This is a genomic window from Streptomyces recifensis (assembly GCF_002154615.1).
Taxonomy (GTDB): Bacteria; Actinomycetota; Actinomycetes; order Streptomycetales; family Streptomycetaceae; genus Streptomyces; species Streptomyces griseoluteus.
Genome location: NZ_MUNH01000119.1, coordinates 29,588 through 47,840, shown reverse-complemented (window position 1 = coordinate 47,840; position 18,253 = coordinate 29,588). Strand labels below are relative to the sequence as shown.

The following is an 18,253-nucleotide window of genomic DNA, read 5'->3' as shown; positions in this document are numbered from 1 at the left end:
GTGCCGCGTCGCCCGTGCTTCGCCCCCGCCTCGTCCGGGGTCGGGGCCGCGCCGGGGGGTGTCCGTCCTCGGTCCGGCGACTTCTGTTTCTTCGATTCGCTGCACTTGCCTCATCGCCGGCCGCTGCGGGCGGACACCCCCCGCCACGTCCCCTTGCCGCCGTTCGCGGGTGCGGTTTCGTGGGGTGTGCTCAGAGGTCGTCCGGCAGGACTCGGAAGTGTGTGTGCCTGCCGTTCAGGGGGCGTACGGTCCTGAAATCGCGCAGGTCTCTGGTGAGGATGGCGTCCGTCGCGTACTCGGCCGCCAAGGCCACGTTCATCGCGTCCACCAGGTCCAGGTCCAGTGACTGGTGGCGGGCTCGTACCGTCAGTGCTGCGTCCAGGGTTTCCGGGGTGGGGTTCGCCAGGATCAGGCGCATCTCGCTCACCCTGCTGGTGAGGCTGCGCAGGATCGAGTCCGCCGCTCCGCGACCCGCTCTGGCGGTGGCCACCTGGTGGACCTCGGTGAGGGCCATCGGGGTCGCCACCAGGAAGCCGCACTGGTCGGCCGCCTTCTTGGCCGCTGTATGGGCCGGGTCCGAGCGGTTGTAGAGGGCGAGGATGCCCGAGGTGTCGGCGATGGCGATCACGCAGCGGTGTTCCTGTTCCGGTGCTCGCGTGCCTCGTATCCCTCGGTCACCGCTCTGCCGATCTCGTCCCGGTCCATGGGCTCACCGAGGTCGAAGGTCTCCTCGTCCGCCACGAACGGCTCGTCCCAGACTCGGTGCGCCAGTGCGATGCGGTGAATGCCCTCGCGGATTATCTCCGCCTCCGAGAGGCCCAACCGGGCCGCAGCCTCCTTGATCAGCGCCAAGTCACTGTCGTCCGCGTAGACGTTCGTGCGTTTCAGGGCCATGGGGGCATGGTACAGCTCCTGTACCACAGGCTCCGGGAGAGAGGGCTTACATGGAAGACGACGTGAGCGGGGCGCTGGCGCGGGGGTCTGTGGCCACTCGGCTGCCTGCCCAGGATCTGGAGCGGGCTCGGCGGTTCTACTCCGAGAAACTGGGGCTGGAGCCCTTCGACGAGCGGCCCGGGGGGCTGCTCTACCGGTGCGGGGATTCGTCCTTCGTGGTGTTCCAGTCCACCGGGGCCTCACCCGGCACCTTTACCCAGATGGGCTTCCAGGTCGATGACCTCGACACCGTCGTCATCGAGCTGCGGGCGAAAGGCGTCGTCTTCGAGGATGTCGACTCCCCCGGCTTCCACACCCATGACGGCATCGCCGAGATCGAGGGCAACTACCCGAGCACGGGGGCGCGGGGTGAGCGGGGGGCCTGGTTCCGGGACAGCGAGGGGAACTTGCTGGGGGTCGGGGAGTTGGTGCGGTGAGGCGCTCCTCACCGGTCTTATCGTTGCCGAACGCAACCGTTTTTGTGGTGCGCGAGGTAGCAAGGTCCTGCTGACAACTGGGGGGTCACTGGGGTCGTTGCGCCTCTCGCTAATTGTGAAGATTTGTTGATCACTGCTTGGCTCTACGCAGCCTCGCAGGTCACGCACGCGCCGCACATCGCAGAGCCACTTGACGTGCACGTATGAACTGCGAGCCACATCAAAAGCGCCTCAGGACTGGGGACTTGACACCTCTCCCGCGTCGGCGTCTACGGCCTACCCCGAGATCTCGAATCAGTAAAACGGGCTTTCCATCTCGCATGGACTGTTGAACTCTTAAGGTCCACGAATGAGGGGGGTTCGTGAAGATCGCCGCACCTCTTTGACGCGTCCGGGCAGGGGGCCCGGTCTCTCATCGAGTCGGCGGTTCGGCGCCGTGAACGGCCGCTGCAATCCGAGGGGGTTTGCAGCAAAGGATTCACGGTGCGATGTGCAGTGCCCGACGCCGCGCCCGTCTGCTTCAGGAACAGACGGGCGTATTTCAGGGGCGCCGTTTTCCGGCCCGCCACGTCCGCGGGCCGGCTCAAGGGTGAGGAAATCGCCATGGACATCTGCGTTCTGGGACAGGGGTATGTCGGCCTGCCGCTGGCCCTGAGGGCCGCGGAGGCAGGTCATAGCGTCATCGGTTATGAGCCCGATCCGCGCCGGTGTGCTCAGCTCGCCGCCGGGTCGTCCTACATCGAGGACATCGACTCCGGCAGACTCGGGCGCCTGCTGCGTTCCGGTGCCTACAAGCCCACCAGCGACCCGACGGACCTCAAGGGCTTCGACGTCGCAGTGATCACCGTGCCGACTCCACTGACCGACCGCACTCCGGACCTGAGTTGTGTCCGCGACGCCGCCCGGGAACTCGCCCGGTGCCTGGAGGCGGGAGGGACCGTGGTACTGGAATCCACCACACACCCGGGCACCACACGCAACGTGCTGATTCCGCTGCTTGAGGAGGGTTCCGGCCTGGTCGCCGGGCAGGACTTCCACGTCGGCTTCAGCCCCGAGCGGATCGATCCGGGCAACGCGGTGTGGCGCCTGGAAAACACACCGAAGATCGTCGCCGGGCTTACCGAGGCGTGCCTGGAGCGCGTGAAGGCGTTCTACGACGCGGTCACCGAGGTGACTGTACCCGCGTCCGGGCTGGAGGAGGCCGAGCTGGCGAAGGTGTTCGAGAACACCTACCGCCACGTCAACATCGCCCTGGTCAACGAGCTCTCCCGAATCGCCCACACCCTCGGCGTGGACGTGTGGCACACGCTCGAGCTCGCGGCGTCCAAGCCGTTCGGCTTCACGAAGTTCCAGCCCGGGCCAGGTGTCGGCGGCCACTGCCTGCCCATCGACCCGGTCTATCTGAGCCACCATGTGAAGACGCAGCACGGCGAGTCGTTTCGCCTCATCGAGCTGGCCCAGGACATCAACGACAGCCAGCCCGAGTACGTGGTGCGCCGGCTCCAGGACGCCCTCGGCCGGCGCTTCTCCCGCAGCGTCCACGGAGCCCGGATCCTCGCCCTCGGCGTCGCGTACAAGCCCGGCACCGCCGACTCCCGCCAGTCTCCGGCGGTCGATGTGGTCGACCGGCTGCGGGCCATGGGCGCGCTCGTAACCGTGATCGACCCCTATCTGCCCGCCGACAGCGACCGGGACATCCCCTTCGCCGCCGCGCGCGCCGGTACGAGCGTCGCCGACTTCGACGCCGTCGTACTGCTGACCCCGCACGAGGAGTTCGACCTGATGCGGGTGGCCGACGAGGCGGCCTACGTCCTGGACACCCGTGGCGTCATGGCCAGCGCACCGCACATCGAACGCCTCTAGGACCCGAGAGAAGACAAGGCATCCACATGTATGACAAGGGCACCCTCGCCAGAACGGGCAGCGCCGTGGCGCTGTTCGGCGGAACAGCCGCCTTCCAGTGGACCATCGCCATGATCGTCGGCCTGGTCATCCTCGGCGCGGTGCTGTACCGCGTCGCCAACAGAGGGAACCGGTATGAGGCGTAGCAGGCTCGTCGCCTGCGTCCTGGGCGCGGTGGGGGTGGCTGTCTGGGCAGCCACCTACCACCTCGCCCTGGGCGAGAGCGACCGCAAGTTCTTGACGGCCTTGTACCTCTTCGACGCCGCGCTCATCGTCTTCTACATCTCGTCGCTGGAGGTGAATACGCAGTGGCGCAACCGGCGTCCGGCCAAGGGCCGCATCGTCGCCCTGGTTCCGGCCTATGAGGAGGAGCCCCAACTGCTGCGTGCCGCACTCGAGTCGCTGTTACGGCAGACCTGTCCCGTGGACGAGATCCATGTCATGGACGACGGCTCCTCGCAACATCCGGTTGAGCCTTTCGACCACCCCAGAATCCACTGGCACCACCAGGCCAACGGTGGGAAGCGTTATGCCCAGGCAGGCATTCTGAGCCGACTCAACTCTGCCGAATGGGACTTCGTCCTGACTGTCGACTCCGACTCGGTTCCGGCCGAGGACGCGGTCGAGCACCTGATGCGGGCCATGAGCAAGCCCAAGGTCATGGCCGCCACCGGGCTGATCCTCACGCGGAACTTCCGGGACAACTGGCTGACCCGGATCTCCGACGTCAACATCGGCACCAGCTGCCTGATGATCCGCTCCTCCCGCTCCGTCCTCGGTGCGGTGGAGACGACGTCCGGGGCGCTCGCTCTGTACCGCGCTCCCGTGGTCTTCGGCAACCTGGCCGACTACGTGAGGTCGGGCACCAACGGCGACGACCGCCGTCTGACCATGTACGCCCTGCTGCGCGGGGACGTGGTGGTCGTCAACGACGCGCTCGTGCACTCCGCCATGCCCGACACCGTGCGGGGCCTGTTCAAGCAGCGTCTGCGCTGGGGCAAGTCCTCCTGGCAGGCACTCCCCTTCGCCGCGATCAACCTCGAGTGGCGGAAGCTCCTGTTCCCGCTGCTCGCCGTCACCCAGTGGATCATGCTTCCGGTACTGCTGGTCATGACCCTGAGCGGCGTCTTCTTCCGCGCCCAGGGGCCCTACGTCTGGATCGCCTTCGGCTCCTACCTCGCCATCCGTTACGCCGAGACGGCCCAATACCTCATCCGCCGTCCCCACATGAGCCGGACCACGAAGATGATCACCTGGCTGTGGGCCACGCCCGTGGAACTCCTGGTCAAGGTCCTCGTCATCTACCCGGCGAAGTACTGGGCCGTCCTCAAACTCCGCGAACGCGGCTGGCACACCCGAGGCAACGCGCACGCCGGAACCCGCCCGAATCCGGTCGCCACCAGGGCCTGACCGACGAGGTCGCCGGCCGCACTCAGAGCGTCGACCCTGAGAGGTCGTTTGGCAGCACCCGGAAAGGGAGGTGCCTGCGCGTCCTTCCGATCACGCTCTCGACATGGGTGGCCTCGGACCAGCTCTTACTTGCTGCCGCGACGGCCCAGAGGCGGCCCGGGAGCAGGTGACATGCGGAGGGGCCGGCGGTCACTGACCGCCGGCCCCTCACGTCGAATCACCGGTGTGCCGCCTCGGCCTGCCTCTACAGCACCGGCAGGTTCTTCCGCAGTTCGAACGCCGTCACCTCGGACCGGTACTCCTCCCACTCCGACTTCTTGTTGCGGAGGAAGAAGTCGAAGACGTGTTCGCCCAGGGTTTCGGCCACCAGGTCGCTGCGTTCCATCAGGGTGAGGGCCTCGCCCAGGTTCTGCGGGAGGGGTTCGATGCCCATGGCGCGGCGTTCCGCGTCGGAGAGGGCCCAGACGTCGTCCTCGGCGCCCGGGGGGAGTTCGTAGCCCTCCTCGATGCCCTTGAGGCCGGCGGCCAGGAGGACGGCGTAGGCGAGGTAGGGGTTGGCGCCCGAGTCCAGGGAGCGGACCTCCACGCGGGCCGAGCCGGTCTTGCCGGGCTTGTACATGGGGACCCGGACCAGGGCCGAGCGGTTGTTGTGGCCCCAGCAGATGTACGAGGGGGCCTCGCCGCCCGCCCCCGCCGTGCGCTCCGAGCCGCCCCAGATGCGCTTGTAGGAGTTGACCCACTGGTTGGTGACCGCCGAGATCTCCGCCGCGTGCCGCAGCAGGCCCGCGATGAAGGAGCGGCCGACCTTGGAGAGCTGGTACTCCGAGCCGGACTCGTAGAACGCGTTGCGGTCGCCCTCGAAGAGGGAGAGGTGGGTGTGCATGCCCGAGCCGGGGAACTCCGAGAACGGCTTCGGCATGAAGGTCGCCTGCACCCCCTGCTCCAGCGCGACCTGCTTCATGACCAGGCGGAACGTCATGATGTTGTCCGCCGTGGACAGCGCGTCGGCGTACCGCAGGTCGATCTCCTGCTGGCCGGGGCCGCCCTCGTGGTGGGAGAACTCCACCGAGATGCCCATCGACTCCAGCATGGTGATCGCCTGGCGGCGGAAGTCCATGCCCACGTTCTGCGGGGTGTGGTCGAAGTACCCGGAGTTGTCCGCCGGGGTCGGCCGGCTGCCGTCCGTCGGCTTGTTCTTCAGCAGGAAGAACTCGATCTCCGGGTGGGTGTAGAAGGTGAAGCCCAGGTCGGAGGTGCGGGCCAGCGCCCGCTTGAGGACGTAGCGCGGGTCGGCGAAGGACGGGGAGCCGTCCGGCATCAGGATGTCGCAGAACATGCGGGCCGTACCGGGGGCCTCGGCGCGCCAGGGCAGGACCTGGAACGTGGACGGGTCCGGCTTGGCGATCATGTCGGACTCGTAGACGCGGGCGAAGCCCTCGATGGCCGAGCCGTCGAAGCCGATGCCCTCGTCGAACGCCTGCTCAAGCTCCGCGGGGGCCACGGCGACGGACTTGAGGAAGCCCAGCACGTCCGTGAACCACAGGCGTACGAACCGGATGTCGCGCTCCTCCAAGGTCCGGAGCACGAACTCCTGCTGCTTGTCCATCTTCCGCTTCCCCATCCTTGCTGGTCAGGCCGCCTGTCCGTGGTGCGACGGGAGGCGGTCGGCACCTGAGCATCCCACCACATCGGCGTTTCGCGCGCGTTGCGGACCTTGATCAGCCGGACGTCTGCGGGCTGAACGTCCCGCGCACACCAGGTGCACCTCTCCCATGCCCATCTTGCATGCTCACGGCCCCCTCCGTAACAGGTGGCCGGGAGGCCGCGCTTTAATTGGTATCTGAGATACCAATTAAAGGAGGAGCCCCGATGCTGTCCCCGTCTTCCGCCGCGACCGTCCGCGCCACCCTGCCCGCCGTGGGCGCGGCCATCGGCGAGATCACCGAGCGGTTCTACGCCCGCCTCTTCGCCGCCCACCCCGAGCTGCTGCGGAACCTGTTCAACCGGGGCAACCAGGCGTCGGGCGCCCAGAAGCAGGCCCTCGCCGGTTCCATCGCCGCCTTCGCCACCATGCTGCTGGAGCACCCGGACCAGCGGCCCGACGCGATGCTCGGCCGGATCGCGCACAAGCACGCCTCCCTGGGCATCGCCCCCGAGCAGTACCAGGTCGTCCACGAGCACCTCTTCGCCGCCATCGTCGAGGTGCTCGGCGATGCCGTCACCCCCGAGGTCGCGGCCGCCTGGGACGAGGTCTACTGGCTGATGGCCCGCACCCTGACCGGCCTGGAGCGCGGGCTGTACGAGGAGCGCGGCGGGAGTGGTACCCGGGAGTGGGAGGTCGTGGAGCGCGTCCCGGAGACGGCGGACGTGGTCACGCTGCGGCTGCGCCCGGTGGACGGCGGGCCGGTGTCAGGCTTCCGCGCGGGGCAGTACGTGTCCGTGGGCGTCGACCTGCCCGACGGCGCGCACCAGATCCGGCAGTACAGCATCTCCGGCGCCCCCGGTGCCGGGCTGCGGCAGATCAGCGTCAAGCGCGTCGAGGGTGAGGTCTCCGCCTTCCTGCACGCGCACGCGGCCGTCGGTGACCGGCTCACCCTGTCCGAGCCGTACGGCGACCTCGTGCTCGACGGTGACGACAGCCGCCCGCTGCTGCTCGCCTCGGCCGGTATCGGGGTGACCCCGATGGTGGCGATGCTGGCCTCGCTCGCGGCGGACGGCCACACCGGCCCGGTCACCGTGGTGCACGGCGACCGCTCCCCCGCCCACCACGCCCTGCGCGCCGACCATCAGCTGTACGCCGGCAAGCTGGCCGACTGCGCCTGCCACTTCTTCTACGAGCGCGACGCGGCCGACGGCGCCCGCGCCGGCCTGGTGGACCTGGCCGGGATTCCGGTGCCCTCCGGCACCCGCGCCTACCTGTGCGGGCCGCTGCCCTTCATGCGGGCGGTGCGGGCGCAGCTCATCGCGAAGGGTGTGACCCCGGCAGACATCCACTACGAGGTGTTCGGGCCGGACCTCTGGCTCGCGAGCTGAGCGGGCGGGCCGCCGACCATGCCCAGCAGCAGGGGGCCGGTGGGGTCGGCGACCATGTCTCCCACCGTGACCGGGTCCAGGGCGGCGTAGAACGCCTCCTGGGCCCGGCGCAGGGCACCGCGCAGGCGGCAGGCGGAGTTCAGGGGGCAGGGGGTGGGGCCCTCGCAGTCCACCACGTCGCCGTCGCCCTCGAAGACCCGGACGACCGCGCCGACGGAAGCGGTAGAGCCCTTGCCGGTCAGGGCCAGTCCCCCGCCCCGGCCGCGGCGGGCCTCCAGAAGTCCGAGGTGCTGGAGTTCGGCCACGACCTTGGCGGTGTGGGTGTAGGGCAGCCCCATGTCCTCGGCCACCTGCCGGGTCGTGGGGCTGGCGTCGCCGCTCACCGCGAGCCGCATCAGGACGCGCAGGGCGAGATCGGTGGAGCGCAACAGCCGCATACCGGAAGCGTAGGTAATGCGCATCCCCGGTTCAAATTATCCGGTTGTCGTACCTGCCTGCCCCCGGCCCGTTCTCCCCATTACGATCAGCGGGCCTCACGACCGCTCCGCGGAAGGACACGCCCCATGGGTACCGACCAGCACACCCCCGCCTCCGCGCGCGCCGCGCGCATAGAGGAGATGCGGCGCGCCGAGCGTGCCCGCGCCCGCCGCAACCGGGTGCTGGCCGTCGCCGCGAGCGTCGTGGTCGTCGCGGGGCTGGTCGCGGGCGGGGTGGCGCTGGTGCGCTCCCAGTCGGACTCGGGCAAGGACAAGGACACCGCCGCGAGCGGGGACGCCAAGGGCGGCTCCGGGCACTTCACCACGGGCGCGGACGGGGTGCGCACCTGGTCAGGCAAGCTGTCGCGCACCCATGTCGGCACCAAGGTGACGTACCCGATGCACCCGCCGGTCGGCGGGAACCACAACCCGGTGTGGCTCAACTGCAACGGTGACGTCTACAAGGAGCCGGTGCGGGACGAGAACGCGGTGCACGCGCTGGAGCACGGCGCGGTCTGGGTGACGTACACGGACCACGCGAAGAAGGCGGATGTGGACGCGCTCGCGGCCAAGGTGAAGCGGACGCCGTACTCGCTGATGAGCCCGTACGCGGACCAGGACGCGCCGCTGATCCTTTCGGCGTGGGGGCACCAGGTGAGCGTGAAGAGCGCGTCCGACCCCGAGGTGGACAAGTTCTTCGCCGCCTATGTGCAGGGCAAGCAGACCCCGGAGCCGGGCGCCTCCTGCACCGGCGGGGTCATGAAGTGAGGCGCGGGTACGCCGGGTTGGCGGCCGGTGCCGCCGTCCTGGCCGTCGTCGCGGCGGGGGCCGGGGGGTACGCGGCCGGCGGGGAGCGCGACTCCGTCGCCGTACGGGTGCCGGGCGCGGAGTCGGCGGACGCGGGGTTCGCGCGGGACATGGCCGTGCACCACCAGCAGGCCGTGGAGATGTCGTACCTGGTGCGCGACCGCACCGGCGACGAGGAGGTGCGGCGGCTCGCGTACGACATCGCGCAGACCCAGGCCAACCAGCGCGGGATGCTGCTGGGCTGGCTGGATCTGTGGGGGCTGCCGAAGGTGTCCGCCGAGCCGCCGATGACGTGGATGGGCATGGGTGACATGCCGCCGGGGCAGGACGGCGCGCTGATGCCGGGCATGGCCACCAACTCCGACCTGCGCAAGCTGGGTTCCCTCAAGGGGCGCGCGGCGGAGGTGCTCTACCTCCAGCTGATGACGGAGCACCACAGGGGCGGGGTGCACATGGCCGAGGGGTGTGTGGCCCGGTGTGCGGCGGGGCCGGAGCAGCGGCTCGCGCGGGGGATGGTGGACGCCCAGCGGTCCGAGATCCGGCTGATGGCGGACATGCTCAAGAAGCGGGGCGCACACGCCCGTTCGTGAGAAATCCGAATCAAGTCAGCTCTTTTCATGGTTACTTGAGCTTCTCTTGACCTTTTGCTTCCCCTGACATGAACGGTTCATCGGTCAGAGTGGCCCCCATCGTGCGATCTCCACGCCGGTCGACACCGCCGCTTCACCGGCGCACATCCGCGACGTACCGACCACGACATGCATGCGAAACGCATCGCAGGGGGTTCTATGAGATCCAACCGCGCCAAGACGCGCGCCGGTGTGAGCATGGCGGCGACGCTGCCGATGATCGCCGGGGCGCTGGCGCTCGGCATACCCGCGGCCCACGCGGACGGGCCGGCGCGCAACGCGCTGACCGGCACCCGGCCGCTGTGGGCCACGGCGAAGGCGGACAAGGGCGCCGCGGCCGACAGCGCCCGCGTCAACGCCCGCGTCTACCTGGCCGGCCGGGACGCGGCCGGACTGGCGGCCTACGCCAGGGCCGTCTCCGACCCGGCCTCGCCGCTGTACGGCAAGCACCTCAGCGCCAAGCAGGCGCAGGCCCGCTTCGGGGCCACCAAGGCCCAGGTGACCGCCGTCAAGTCCTGGCTGAAGTCGGCCGGCCTGACGGTCACCGGGGTCACCGCGCACTATGTCGCCGTCTCCGGTGACGTGGCCGCCGCCGAGAAGGCGTTCGGCACCCAGCTCCACAACTACGCCAAGGGCAAGCGGACTTACCGCGCCCCGGCGAAGACCGCCTCGGCGCCCGCCTCGCTCAAGGGCGCCGTGCTCACGGTGACCGGCCTGGACACCGCGCCGCACAAGTCGAAGCACGACGACCAGCTGCCGCCTCCGGACGCGGTGTTCAAGAACGCCGGTCCGTTCTCGAGCTACTTCGGCTCGAACACCGCGAGCAGCCTGCCGGACGCGTACGGCCACAAGATCCCGTACGCGATCCAGGGTTACACCGGCAAGCAGCTCCGCGCGGCCTACGGCGCGGGTCAGTACACCGGCAAGCACGTGCGCGTCGCCATCACGGACGCCTACGCCTCGCCGACCATCGCCTTCGACGCCGGCTCCTACGCCAAGAAGCACGGCGACGCGGCGTGGAAGACCGGCCAGCTCCACCAGGTGCTGCCGAAGAAGTACACGCACACCGGGGCCGACGAGTGCGGGGCGGCCGGCTGGTACGGCGAGGAGACCCTCGACGTCGAGGCCGTGCACGCGGTCGCGCCGAACGCGGACGTCACCTATGTGGGCGCCGCGTCCTGCCTCGACGACGACCTGCTCGACTCGCTGAGCAAGGTGGTCGACAGCCACCTGGCCGACATCGTCTCCAACTCGTGGGGCGACATCGAGGCCAACCAGACGCCGGACCTGGCCGCCGCGTACGACCAGGTGTTCCAGTTCGGCGCGGTGGAGGGCATCGGCTTCTACTTCTCCTCCGGCGACGACGGTGACGAGGTGGCCAACACCGCCACGGACACCACGCCGGGCGTGAAGCAGGTCGACACCCCCGCCAACTCGGCCTGGGTGACGGCGGTCGGCGGTACCTCGCTGGCGGTCGGCAAGGGCGACACGTATCAGTGGGAGACCGGCTGGGGCACCGAGAAGGCCCTCCTGTCGGCCGACGGCAAGAGCTGGGACGCCTTCCCCGGCGCCTTCACCTCGGGCGCGGGCGGCGGCACCAGCAGGACCGTGCCGCAGCCGTACTACCAGCAGGGCATCGTGCCGAAGAAGCTGGCCACGGCCAACAACAAGGCCGGCAACCGCGTCGTCCCGGACATCGCGGCCATCGCCGACCCGAACACCGGCTTCCTGGTCGGCCAGACCCAGACCTTCCCGGACGGGACCCAGCGCTACAGCGAGTACCGCATCGGCGGCACCTCCCTGGCCGCGCCGGTGATCGCGGCCGTGCAGGCGCTGGCGCAGGAGGCGCGCGGCGGCAAGGCGATCGGCTTCGCCAACCCGTCGATCTACCAGCGGTACGGCAAGAAGGGCGTCTTCCACGACGTCACCGACAACCCGACGGGCTCCGGCCTGGCGGTGGCCCGTACCGACTTCGTGAACGGTCTGGACGCCTCCGGCGGCCTGACCACCTCGGTCCGCAGCCTCGGCAAGGACAGCTCGCTGCACGCGGTCAAGGGCTACGACGACGTGACCGGCGTGGGCTCGCCCGCGAACGGCTACGTGCAGTCGTACAAGGGTCACTGATCCGCGGTAGCCGGTGACGGGGGCGTGGGGTGCCGGACACCTCACGCCCCCCATCGCGTCGGAGTGACGATTACACTGGCGGGGTGCCTCAACTTCGTCTCGCCCTGAATCAGATCGATGCCCGGGTCGGCGACATCGCCGGCAACACCGAGTCCGTCGTCCACCGGACCCGTCGGTCGGCCGAGGCGGGAGCGCATCTGGTCGCGTTCCCGGAAATGGTGCTGACCGGGTATCCCGTGGAGGACCTCGCCCTGCGCTCGTCCTTCGTCGAAGCCTCCCGCGCCGCCGTGCGCACGCTGGCCGCCCGGCTGGCCGGGGAGGGACTCGGCGAGGTGCCGGTGGTCGTCGGCTACCTCGACCGCTCGGCGACCGCGCAGCCGAAGTACGGCCAGCCGGCCGGTGCCCCGCAGAACGCGGCGGCGGTGCTGTACCGGGGCGAGGTGGCCCTCACCTTCGCCAAGCACCACCTGCCGAACTACGGCGTCTTCGACGAGTTCCGCTACTTCGTGCCCGGCGACACCATGCCGGTGATCCGGGTGCGCGGGGTGGACGTGGCGCTCGCCATCTGCGAGGACCTCTGGCAGGACGGCGGCCGCGTCCCCGCCGCCCGTTCGGCCCACGCCGGCCTGCTGCTCTCGGTGAACGCCTCGCCGTACGAGCGCGACAAGGACGACACCCGCCTGGAGCTGGTGAGCAAGCGGGCCCAGGAGGCCGGCTGCACCACCGCCTATCTGGCCATGATCGGCGGCCAGGACGAGCTGGTCTTCGACGGCGACTCCATCGTGGTCGGCGCGGACGGCGCGGTGATCGCGCGGGCACCGCAGTTCGAGGAGACCTGCCTGCTGCTGGACCTGGACCTGCCCGCCGCCGACCCGGACGCGCCGACGGGTGTCGTGGACGACGGTCTGCGCATCGACCGTGTGGTCCTCTCCCCCGAGCCCGTGCCGCCCTACGAGCCGGAGCACCTCGGCGGCTACGCCCAGCGGCTGGACGACGAGGCGGAGATGTACGGCGCGCTGGTGACGGGCCTGCGGGCGTACGTCACCAAGAACGGCTTCCGCACGGTGCTGATCGGACTGTCCGGGGGCATCGACTCGGCGCTGGTGGCGGCGATCGCGTGCGACGCGGTGGGCGCGGAGAACGTGTACGGGATCTCGATGCCGTCCAAGTACTCCTCCGAGCACTCCCGGAGCGACGCGGCCGAGCTGGCCCGGCGCACCGGGCTGCACTTCCGTACGGTCTCGATCGAGCCGATGTTCGACGCGTACATGGGCGCGCTGGGCCTGACCGGGCTCGCGGAGGAGAACCTGCAGTCCCGGCTGCGGGGCACGCTGCTGATGGCGGTGTCCAACCAGGAGGGCCATCTCGTGCTGGCTCCGGGCAACAAGTCCGAGCTGGCGGTGGGGTACTCCACCCTGTACGGCGACTCGGTGGGCGCGTACGGCCCGATCAAGGACGTCTACAAGTCCTCGGTGTTCCGGCTCGCCCGCTACCGCAACCGCGCGGCCGAAGAACGCGGCGAGACCCCGCCGATCCCGTCGAACTCCATCAGCAAGCCCCCCAGCGCCGAGCTGAGCCCCGGCCAGGTGGACACCGACTCCCTGCCGGACTACCCCGTCCTCGACGCGATCCTCGACCTCTACGTCGACCACGACCAGGGGGCGGACGCGATCGTGGCGGCGGGCTTCGACCGTGACCTCGTCGTGCGCATCCTCCGCATGGTCGACACGGCGGAGTACAAGCGGCGGCAGTACCCGCCGGGCACGAAGATCTCCCCGAAGGGATTCGGAAAGGACCGTCGGCTGCCGATCACGAACGCGTGGCGGGAGCGGGCGTAGTCACTCGGGGCGGGCGCGCAGGCCGGCGTCGAGGGCGCGGATCAACTCGCCCACCCGTCCACCGCCCTGCGGGGCGGCCGGGTAGCGATGGAGCACGTCGACGACAAGGGGTGTCGCCCGCCGCACCGTCCGCTCGAGGTGTCCGACCGCGCTCTCCCCGGCGACCAGCTCGGCCGCCAGCGCCGCGTGGGCCCCGGCCCCGAGGATGTGCTTGACCTGCGTGGCGTTGGCCAACGGATGCAGATAGGCGGCCCCGGCCGCGGCCATCGCCGCCCGCGCGGCCTCCCGTGCGGCGTCGGAGGGCGCCACCTGGGCCGCCTTGAGCGCCGCCCACGCCGTGTCGCGCAGCGCCTTCCCCCGCTCCCCGCCCCGCGCGAACGCCCAGGCGGCGCCGATGGCTTCCCGAGGCCGCGGGTCTTCGGGTTGATCAGCCTCGAAGATGCCGAGCACGGTCTCGGCGGAGGCCGCGGCGAAGGCGGTGACAGCCCGCAGATCGTCCTTGCTCAGTTCGACGGCAGCACTCATCGGCCCCTCTTCTCCTCCAGGTGGTCCCGGACGGCCGACATGGAACTCGGATCGGCGTGACCGCAGTTGCGGGTACGGGCCTGCCGCGGTGCCGGCGCTCAGGCGACAGGTGCGGGGGTGTGCGTGCCGGTGGCGCCTCGGGCGAGGGCTCGCCGTGCCAGTGCCAGTCTGCCGATCGCCTCTGTCAGCCGGTCGGGCGGGAGGGTGTAGGGCAGCCGGACGTTGCGTTCGAACGCGCCGCCGATCCCGAAGCGTGGTCCGGCCGCGATGGTCACTCCGTGGTCCGGGGCGACCGCTGCCAGCCGTGAGCTGACGGGCTCGGGGAAGGTCGCCCACAGGGTCACGCCGCCGTCGGGCCTGGGGGCCCGGACGTCGGGCAGGTTCTCGGCGAGTGCTGCGCACAGCGCGTCGCGCTGGGATCGCAGTTGCCGGAGGGTGTCCGGGCGCCGGGTCTGGTGTTCGTTCAGGAGTGCGGCCGTGGCGAGCTGTTCGACGACGGGGGTGCCGAGGTCCGTGGCGTGCCGGGTCTGCTGGACGCGTTCGAGGAGAGACGGGGCCGCCCGGATCCAGCCGATGCGCAGGCCGCCCCAGATGCTCTTGGAGACCGAGCCGACGCTGACAGCGGTCGGCATGTGCAGCGCGAAGGGTTCCGGGCTTGCTCCCTCCAGGACCAGGTCGGTCATGGTCTCGTCGACGACCGTGGGGCAGGCGAGCCCGAGCCCGGCGCGGACGCTCGTGGGCATGCACAGGCCGGTCGGATTGTGGAAGTCCGGGATCAGGTAGGCCAGGTTCGCGCTGCGGGCCGCTTCCCGGAGCTGTGCCGTGTCCCAGCCCGAAGGCCCCACGGCGACCGCCAGAAGCCGGGCACGCGCCTCGGTGAACGTACTGATCGCGTGCGGATAGGTCGGATGGTCGATCAGAACCCTGTCGCGCGGCGACAGAAGGGTACGCGCGAGAAGGGCGAGCGCGTGCTGCGCGCCATTGGTGATCAGGATGTGGTCGGGGTCCGTGGGCAGGGAGCGCCGCCGATACCAGCCGGCCACCGCCTCACGCAGCTCCGCGATGCCGTACCGGTCGTAGCCGTGCCGCTCGAAGTGCCTGGGCAGTTGTTCGAGCGCGGTCGCGAACGCGGTGTGGAGGATCTCGACGGGCGCGGGCGGAGCGGCGAAGGACAGGTCGATGGCCGCCGGACCCGCGGCGTTCCCGGGCTCGGGCGGCGGGTCGTCGGGCAGCCGCACCGTCGCCCTGGCCCGGGCCCGGGTGGCGGCATATCTCTGATCGACCAGGGTGCGGTAGGCGGCGCCGACGGTGGTTCTGCTGGTGGACAGCGCCGTGGCCAGGTCACGCTCACTCGGCAGGGCCGACCCGAGAGGGAGACGTCCGTCCAGGACCAGGAGCCGCAGCCTGTCGGAGAGGCGCTGGTGCGCGGGACCAGGTCCCTCCCGCCACGTCCCGAGCATGCGTGCCACCGCGTGGGCGCTTACCTTCACCTCGCCAGCATAAGCAATCTGGCTATGGATTCGAGGTCCAGATGCTCACAGGCTTGCCGCATGGCACATCCTGCTTCCACCGCGCACGTCTCCGTACGGGCGCGCCCCGACCCGCCCGTCCTGACCCGGCTGAACGCGCTCGCCCAGTTCAGAGCGGGCCGCACGACACGTCGCGTCCTCCAGCTTCTCGTGGGCCTGGCGGGGTACGGGGCCGCCGTGATGACGCTCGTCCGCTCCGGGCTGGGCGCAGCCGGCTGGAACGTGCTCACCGAGGGCACCGCCACGGCCCTCGGTGTCTCGTTCGGGTGGGCGACGAACCTCATCTCCCTGTCGGTACTCCTGGCCTGGATTCCGCTGCGGGAACTCCCCGGTCTCGGCACCCTTCTCAACGTCGCCGTCGTCGGCTTCGCCGCGGATGCCACCGCGGCCGTCCTCCCGCCCCCGCAGGGGACGCTCACCGCGATCGCCTACCTCGTCCTCGGCCTCGTCGCTCTGGCCCTCTTCGACGCGCTGTACCTCGGTGCGCAGTTCGGGTCCGGGCCCCGCGACGGCATCATGACCGGGCTGGTCCGGCTCACCCGCCTGCCCGTCGCCGCGGTGCGCACCGGTATCGACGTCGCTGTGGCCGGCGCCGGCTGGCTCATGGGCGGAACCGTCGGGGCCGGGACGGTGCTCGTCACCCTGTGCATGGGGCCCCTCGTCGGCCTCTTCCTCCCCCGTGTGGCGGTTCGCCTCCCCGTCGGCGAGGCAGAGGACCGGCACACCCGATGAACGCGAAAGGACGAAGATGACGGTGCTACTCGCCCAGATCAGTGATCTGCACCTGGACGGCAGTGAGAGGGCCACCCGGCGCGCCGAGCGCGTCATGGAACACCTGCGGGCGCTGCCCCACCCGGTCGACGCGGTCCTGGTCACCGGGGACATAGCCGATCACGGCGAGGAGGCCGAGTACGAGGAGGCAGCCCGCATCCTGGCGGCTCCCTTCCCGGTACTCACCCTTCCCGGGAACCACGACGTGCGCGCGGCCTACCGCAAGGCTCTGCTCGGCGAGGCGCCCGACCACGCCCCCGTCAACCGGCTGCACGACGTCTCCGGGACCGCCGTGCTGATGTGCGACTCCAGCATCCCCGGCCGCGACGAGGGACGTCTCGACGCGGTGACGCTCGACTGGCTGGACACCACTCTCGCCGGCCTGCCACGGGACACCCCGGCACTGATCGCCTTCCATCACCCACCGGTCGGACTCCACCACCCGCTGGTCGACTCCATGCTGCTGGAACGGCCCGGGCCACTGGCCACCCTGCTCGCGGCGCACCCGCGGGTCGTCGCCGTCCTGACCGGGCACGCCCACACGGCAGCCGCCTCGGTCTTCGCCGGCCGTCCCCTGATCGTCGGCCCCGCGGTCACCTGGACCCTGAGGATGCCCTGGGAGGGCGACGACCCGGCGGACCGGGACCAGCCACCCGGCATCGCCTTCCACGTCCTGGACGACGACCGGCGCCTGACCACCCACTATCGCGTCGTGCTCTGAGCGGGGACGGGACCGTGAGCTGATCAGGGCGGTGGCCCGGTGTTCGCCGGACCTGCACCGGGCCGGGCCCGCCGCCCCGAGAAACCACAGGGCAGCCCGCCGGTAGGGGGAAGGTCCGGCGGGCTGCCCGTTGGTGGTGCGGCAGTGGTCAGTGGACGGAGTGCTCGTCGAGGGGGAACGTTCCGCCGACGACGTCCTCCGCGAAGGACTTGGCCGCGTCGCCCATGACCTCGCGGAGCGCCGCGTACTTCTTGACGAACTTCGGGACCCGGCCCGAGGTCAGGCCGAGCATGTCGGTCCAGACGAGGACCTGCGCGTCGGTGTCCGGGCCCGCGCCGATGCCGACGGTCGGGATGTGGAGGACCCGCGTCACCTCGGCCGCCAGCTCCGCCGGGACCAGCTCCAGTACGACGGCGAACGCGCCCGCGTCCTGGACCGCCTTCGCGTCGCGCAGGAGCTGCTGGGCCGCCTCCTCGCCGCGCCCCTGGACCCGGTAGCCCATGGCGTTGACGGACTGCGGGGTGAGGCCGATGTGGGCCATCACCGGGATGCCGGACTCGACCAGCAGCCGGATCTGTTCGTGCGACCGCTCGCCGCCCTCCAGCTTGACCGCGCCCACCCCGGCCTCCTTGACCAGCCGGGTCGCCGAGCGCAGCGCCTGCACCGGGCCCTCCTGGTAGGAGCCGAACGGGAGGTCGCCGACGACGAGGGCGCGGCTGGTGCCGCGTACGACGGCGGCGGAGAGCATGGTCATCTCGTCGAGCGTGACCGGCACGGTCGTCTCGTAGCCGAGGTGGCAGTTGCCCGCCGAGTCGCCCACGAGGAGGACCGGGATGCCGGACTCGTCGAAGACGGAGGCGGTCATGGCGTCGTAGGCGGTGAGCATGGGCCACTTCTCGCCCCGCTCCTTGGCGAGGGCGATGTCGCGGACCGTGATGCGGCGGGTGCCCTTTCCTCCGTACAGCGTCTTGCCGTCGGAGGGCTTCGTCTGGGCAGCCGAGAGCTGCGTCATGGCAACGGCTCCTTCAGTTCATCTCGAGGCGCCCTTTCGGCGTCCCCGGATCGTCTCCATGGTGGCACCTCGTGCCGGAGGTGGCCAGGGGGACCCCGGGACTCCG

At 70.4% G+C, this 18,253-nt stretch carries 18 protein-coding genes; 11 read left to right on the top strand and 7 right to left on the bottom strand.

All coding sequences use genetic code 11. The features are described from left to right. Positions 1–190 precede the first annotated feature (190 nt). Complete coding sequence (locus CCN33_RS07865; protein ID WP_086692605.1) at positions 191–628, bottom strand: PIN domain-containing protein; 438 nt, start codon at positions 626–628, stop codon at positions 191–193. Beyond that, entirely contained in the window at positions 625–894 is a 270-nt protein-coding gene (locus tag CCN33_RS07860; protein ID WP_086692623.1) for a ribbon-helix-helix domain-containing protein, read from the bottom strand. The genes CCN33_RS07865 and CCN33_RS07860 overlap by 4 nt, the downstream gene beginning before the upstream one ends. Before the next feature lie 50 nt (positions 895–944). Between CCN33_RS07860 and CCN33_RS07855 the strand changes: the two genes are divergently transcribed. The 4 genes from CCN33_RS07855 to CCN33_RS07845 all read left to right on the top strand — a co-directional run bounded on the left by CCN33_RS07855 (position 945) and on the right by CCN33_RS07845 (position 4,682). Then, a complete protein-coding gene (locus CCN33_RS07855) occupies positions 945–1,370 on the top strand; it encodes a VOC family protein (protein WP_086692603.1) in 426 nt (141 codons plus the stop codon). Positions 1,371–1,973: 603 nt separating this feature from the next. Next, on the top strand, positions 1,974–3,233 hold the full coding sequence (locus tag CCN33_RS07850) for a nucleotide sugar dehydrogenase (protein ID WP_086692601.1): 1,260 nt from the start codon (positions 1,974–1,976) through the stop codon (positions 3,231–3,233). Between the two features lie 26 nt (positions 3,234–3,259). Further along, positions 3,260–3,418 carry a hypothetical protein gene (locus tag CCN33_RS31905; protein WP_167387792.1) on the top strand — a complete coding sequence of 53 codons (159 nt, stop codon included), beginning with the start codon at positions 3,260–3,262 and terminating at the stop codon, positions 3,416–3,418. Then, positions 3,408–4,682 carry a glycosyltransferase family 2 protein gene (locus CCN33_RS07845; protein WP_086692599.1) on the top strand — a complete coding sequence of 425 codons (1,275 nt, stop codon included), beginning with the start codon at positions 3,408–3,410 and terminating at the stop codon, positions 4,680–4,682. Before CCN33_RS31905 ends, CCN33_RS07845 begins: the two co-directional genes overlap by 11 nt. Before the next feature lie 244 nt (positions 4,683–4,926). Here the strand turns inward: CCN33_RS07845 and CCN33_RS07840 are convergent, their stop codons facing one another. Then, positions 4,927–6,288: a glutamine synthetase family protein gene (locus tag CCN33_RS07840; protein WP_031179817.1), complete on the bottom strand. Its 1,362-nt coding sequence runs from the start codon at positions 6,286–6,288 to the stop codon at positions 4,927–4,929. A 263-nt stretch (positions 6,289–6,551) separates the two neighbouring features. Here CCN33_RS07840 and CCN33_RS07835 point away from each other — a divergent pair, with 263 nt between their 5' ends. Further along, positions 6,552–7,715, top strand: a complete 1,164-nt coding sequence (locus CCN33_RS07835) for a globin domain-containing protein (RefSeq protein WP_086692597.1) — start codon at positions 6,552–6,554, stop codon at positions 7,713–7,715. Here CCN33_RS07835 and CCN33_RS07830 read toward each other — a convergent pair. Then, on the bottom strand, positions 7,676–8,152 hold the full coding sequence (locus tag CCN33_RS07830) for an RrF2 family transcriptional regulator (RefSeq protein ID WP_086692595.1): 477 nt from the start codon (positions 8,150–8,152) through the stop codon (positions 7,676–7,678). The genes CCN33_RS07835 and CCN33_RS07830 overlap by 40 nt on opposite strands. A gap of 126 nt (positions 8,153–8,278) precedes the next feature. Here CCN33_RS07830 and CCN33_RS07825 point away from each other — a divergent pair, with 126 nt between their 5' ends. The 4 genes from CCN33_RS07825 to CCN33_RS07810 all read left to right on the top strand — a co-directional run bounded on the left by CCN33_RS07825 (position 8,279) and on the right by CCN33_RS07810 (position 13,589). Continuing rightward, positions 8,279–8,959 carry a DUF3105 domain-containing protein gene (locus tag CCN33_RS07825; RefSeq protein ID WP_086692593.1) on the top strand — a complete coding sequence of 227 codons (681 nt, stop codon included), beginning with the start codon at positions 8,279–8,281 and terminating at the stop codon, positions 8,957–8,959. Beyond that, entirely contained in the window at positions 8,956–9,588 is a 633-nt protein-coding gene (locus CCN33_RS07820; RefSeq protein ID WP_086692591.1) for a DUF305 domain-containing protein, read from the top strand. The genes CCN33_RS07825 and CCN33_RS07820 overlap by 4 nt, the downstream gene beginning before the upstream one ends. A gap of 198 nt (positions 9,589–9,786) precedes the next feature. After that, positions 9,787–11,751, top strand: coding sequence for a S53 family peptidase (locus CCN33_RS07815; protein ID WP_086692589.1), 1,965 nt, complete (start codon positions 9,787–9,789; stop codon positions 11,749–11,751). Positions 11,752–11,834: 83 nt separating this feature from the next. Beyond that, positions 11,835–13,589 carry an NAD+ synthase gene (locus CCN33_RS07810; protein ID WP_167387791.1) on the top strand — a complete coding sequence of 585 codons (1,755 nt, stop codon included), beginning with the start codon at positions 11,835–11,837 and terminating at the stop codon, positions 13,587–13,589. Here the strand turns inward: CCN33_RS07810 and CCN33_RS07805 are convergent, their stop codons facing one another. Both CCN33_RS07805 and yczR read right to left on the bottom strand, forming a co-directional pair. Next, the gene (locus CCN33_RS07805) at positions 13,590–14,114 is read right to left on the bottom strand and encodes a putative immunity protein (RefSeq protein ID WP_086692586.1); all 525 of its coding nucleotides are present in this window, start codon (positions 14,112–14,114) and stop codon (positions 13,590–13,592) included. It abuts the gene before it with no gap. A 98-nt stretch (positions 14,115–14,212) separates the two neighbouring features. After that, positions 14,213–15,604 (bottom strand): MocR-like transcription factor YczR, encoded by a 1,392-nt coding sequence (yczR, locus tag CCN33_RS07800; RefSeq protein WP_086692584.1) that lies wholly within the window; start codon positions 15,602–15,604, stop codon positions 14,213–14,215. Positions 15,605–15,664: 60 nt separating this feature from the next. On the opposite strand from yczR, the gene yczE reads away from it, so the two are divergent. Continuing rightward, positions 15,665–16,375: a membrane protein YczE gene (yczE, locus tag CCN33_RS07795; protein ID WP_244173722.1), complete on the top strand. Its 711-nt coding sequence runs from the start codon at positions 15,665–15,667 to the stop codon at positions 16,373–16,375. A gap of 16 nt (positions 16,376–16,391) precedes the next feature. Continuing rightward, the gene (locus tag CCN33_RS07790) at positions 16,392–17,135 is read left to right on the top strand and encodes a metallophosphoesterase (protein ID WP_086692582.1); all 744 of its coding nucleotides are present in this window, start codon (positions 16,392–16,394) and stop codon (positions 17,133–17,135) included. A 148-nt stretch (positions 17,136–17,283) separates the two neighbouring features. Here the strand turns inward: CCN33_RS07790 and panB are convergent, their stop codons facing one another. Beyond that, positions 17,284–18,147 carry a 3-methyl-2-oxobutanoate hydroxymethyltransferase gene (gene panB / locus CCN33_RS07785; RefSeq protein WP_086692579.1) on the bottom strand — a complete coding sequence of 288 codons (864 nt, stop codon included), beginning with the start codon at positions 18,145–18,147 and terminating at the stop codon, positions 17,284–17,286. Between the last annotated feature and the right edge of the window lie 106 nt (positions 18,148–18,253).